Below are 3,271 nucleotides of genomic sequence, written 5' to 3'. Positions count from 1 at the left end.
CGGCGAGTGGCTGCGCAGCGACGGCATCGACGAGCCTTCGGCGGCCGCGGACCTGGTCGCCTCGGTCGCCGTGCCGTTCGGCGCGCTGATTGCCGCGCTGCATGCCGCGGCGGATGCGGACCTGCCGCCTCCGTAAGGCGATCGCGCCGGGCCGGCGACGGCCGGAAAGACGCGCGGGGACTGCCCCTGAGCTTGCTGGCGGCGCCACCCGGCGCGACGGTATCCTTGCGGTTTTTCCGCCTGCCGCGCCGCTTTCGCGCGGCGGCCATGAGGCCGAGCATGACTTCCACTTCCTCCGTTTCCCTGATCGGCGTGCCGACCGACATCGGCGCCGGCCATCGCGGCGCGTCCATGGGGCCCGAAGCGCTGCGCGTCGCCGGCATTTCGCACGCGCTGCAGGAACGCGGCCTCGACGTCGTCGATCGCGGCAACCTCATCGGACCGATGAATCCGTGGATGCCGCCGCAGGCGGGCTACCGGCATCTGGCCGAAGTCGTCGCCTGGAACCGCAGCGTGCTCGACGCGGTGTACGCCGAACTCGCCGCGGGGCGCCTGCCGATCATGCTCGGCGGCGATCATTGCCTGGCCATGGGCTCGATCACGGCCGTCGCGCGCTGGTGCGGCGAGCGCGGCAAGAAGCTGCGCGTGCTCTGGCTCGACGCGCATGCGGACTTCAATACCAACGTGATCACGCCGTCGGGCAATGTCCACGGCATGCCGGTCGCCTGCCTCTGCGGCTACGGCCCGCGCGAGCTGACCGAACTCGGCGGCAGCGCACCGGCGCTGCGTCCCGAGGAGATCCGCCAGATCGGCATCCGCTCGGTCGATCCCGGCGAAAAGAAACTCGTGCGCGACGTCGGCCTCGACATCTACGACATGCGCTACATCGACGAGATCGGCGTCAAGCGCGCGATGGAGGAAGCGCTCGAAGGCGTCGACGCGGACACTCATCTGCATGTGAGCTTCGACGTCGACTTCCTCGATCCGGCGATCGCGCCCGGCGTCGGCACGCGCGTGCGCGGCGGCCCGAACTACCGCGAGGCGCAGCTCGTCATGGAAATGATCGCCGACACCGGCCGCGTCGGCTCGCTCGACATCGTCGAACTCAATCCGGCGTTCGACAAGCGCAACATGACCGCGAAACTCGCCGTCGATCTCGTCGAAAGCCTGTTCGGCAAGTCGACGCTGATGCGCGAATAGAGCGGCTCGCGTCCGAAGCCGCGAGGACGGCGCGTATACAGTGTCGCGAATGCGGCGTGGTCCGCAATCGCCACTTTGAGGCAACCTGCACGCGTATTGTCCAGCCCGTCAATCTGGGGTTTCCCTCAAGGGGGCGTCGAATTTCTTTTTGACGTTCCCCGATGGCATCGGTCATTCCATACGGCTTAGACTGGTGGGGCGCGACGTCCGCATCCGAACAGCCGCGCAGGGAGGCCGGTCGATGACGCACGTCGCATGCCGTCGTAGACGTACCGCGTGTCCGATACAGGGACCCGTGCCGCCCGCAACGCGTGCCGGCTGCAGGCCAATCTTGGGGGCTTCGATGATGTCGGGATTCCGCATTTCCCGCCGCGCGTTCGCGCTGGCGGCCGTTCTTGCCGTGGCCGGATCCGGTGCCCCGGCAGCCGTCGAAGCCGCGCTCAGCGTGACGCCGCTGACCTGGAACGTCGTCGGACTGGACAGCAATGACCCGGCGACGGGACCGTACCTGTTCCCGATCGGCGGACGCGTCTGCAGCACGGTGGCGACGACGAACGTCTCGGTGAACTTCGTCTGGGATTCGCCGAACGCGAACATCGGGCTGCGGCCCGGATCGCAGAGCACGCTGAATCTCCCGAGCATCGGTGCCGGCGGCTGCGCCGACGCCTACTTCGAGGCCGAGGTCACGCGCACGGCCGCGGCGTTCGACACCGCGCGCCGCTACCGCATCACCGCGACCGACTTCAGTGGTACCGCGTCGACGCCGGCGCCGCGCGAACTCTACGTCGAGCACCTGATCTCGCAGAACCGCAATTCGATCACCGGCCTGCGCTTCGGTCCGACGCCCTCGTCGCTGACGCCGGTCGCCGCGGGCGGCAGCATGAGCCTCGTCGTCGGCAACACCTACACGATCGAAGTCACCGGCGGAACCGCGACGCAGGGCTACGAACAGTTCGAAGCCTTCATCAATTTCCCGAACACGATCTTCCAGGTGCTGAACGTCAGCACGACGTATTCGGCGAACAGCTCGGTCTACGTGACCTCGCCGAACGACAAGCTCTACGCCGACGCCTGTCTCTGGCAGAACGATCCGAACAGCCCGAGCTACCGCTCGTGCGTCGGCGTCGCCGGCAAGGCCGGCGGCAGCACGGTCGTGACCACATATACCGTGCGCATCCTCGGCGGCGGCGGCACGTCGCAGACGCTCAACACGCTGCTCTACGATTTCTCGGGATCGAGCTTTCACTACAACGCCGATTTCTCGGTCGGCGCGCGGATTGCGAACATCGTCGATCCGACCGCCGCGACGATTTCGAAAAGCTTCAGTCCGAACCCGACCAGCGTGAACGGCGTGTCGGCGCTGAGCTTCACGCTGACGAATCCGAATGCGGGTCCGGTCGCCGGCTACAGCGTCGTCGACAACCTGCCGGCCGGTCTCGTCGTGAGTACGCCGAACGGCATCAGCAGCGCCGGCTGCGGCGCGCCGACGATCACCGCCGTCGCGGGCAGCTCGACGATCACGATCGCCGATGCCACCGTCGCGGCGAACGGCAGCTGCGTGGTCAAGGTCGACGTGACCGCGGCGGCGACCGGCAGCTACGTCAATACGACGAACCCGCTGATGATCGGCGGCGTGAACACGGGCCGGACCGCGACGGCGACGCTCGTCGTCAACAACGCGCCGCCGCCGGGCACGGGACTTTGCGGCCTGACGCTCGCGCGCTGGAATTTCCCGACCGGCATGAGCACGATCGCACCCGCGCCGACGATCGCGAACGTGACCGCGTCGGCCGCCGCGGGCGGCGGCGTGAATCCGGTGTTCAGCAGCAGCGACAACACGATCACGCCGGCCGGCACCGGGTCGTGGGGATCCAACGGCGCGATGGCGATCGGCACGCCGCTCGTGACCGCAAACGACGACTACTTCGAGTTCGCGCTGAACACGACCGGCTATTCCGCCGTCTATCTGAGCTTCGACGCGCTGTTCAAGACGCCGAATGGTCCGCGCGGACTCGCCGTCTACTACGGCACGGCCAATACGCGGCCCGAGACCGGTACATCGGTGTTCAAC

2 protein-coding genes are annotated in these 3,271 nt (G+C 67.8%); both read left to right on the top strand.

Features of this window, described 5'->3' with window-relative positions; translation table 11 throughout:
* Nucleotides 1-279: 279 nt before the first annotated feature.
* Complete coding sequence (gene rocF, locus VLF18_RS18730) at nucleotides 280-1,200, top strand: arginase (RefSeq protein ID WP_325281148.1); 921 nt, start codon at nucleotides 280-282, stop codon at nucleotides 1,198-1,200.
* Nucleotides 1,201-1,546: 346 nt separating this feature from the next.
* Nucleotides 1,547-3,271: hypothetical protein (locus VLF18_RS18725; RefSeq protein WP_325281147.1), on the top strand; the 1,725-nt coding region annotated here is incomplete at its 3' end.

Origin of the sequence: Tahibacter sp., from assembly GCF_035481375.1 — a bacterium.
Lineage (GTDB): Bacteria > Pseudomonadota > Gammaproteobacteria > Xanthomonadales > Rhodanobacteraceae > Tahibacter.
The sequence above is the reverse complement of the archived record's forward strand: the minus strand, read 5'-3'. Positions and strand labels throughout refer to the sequence as shown.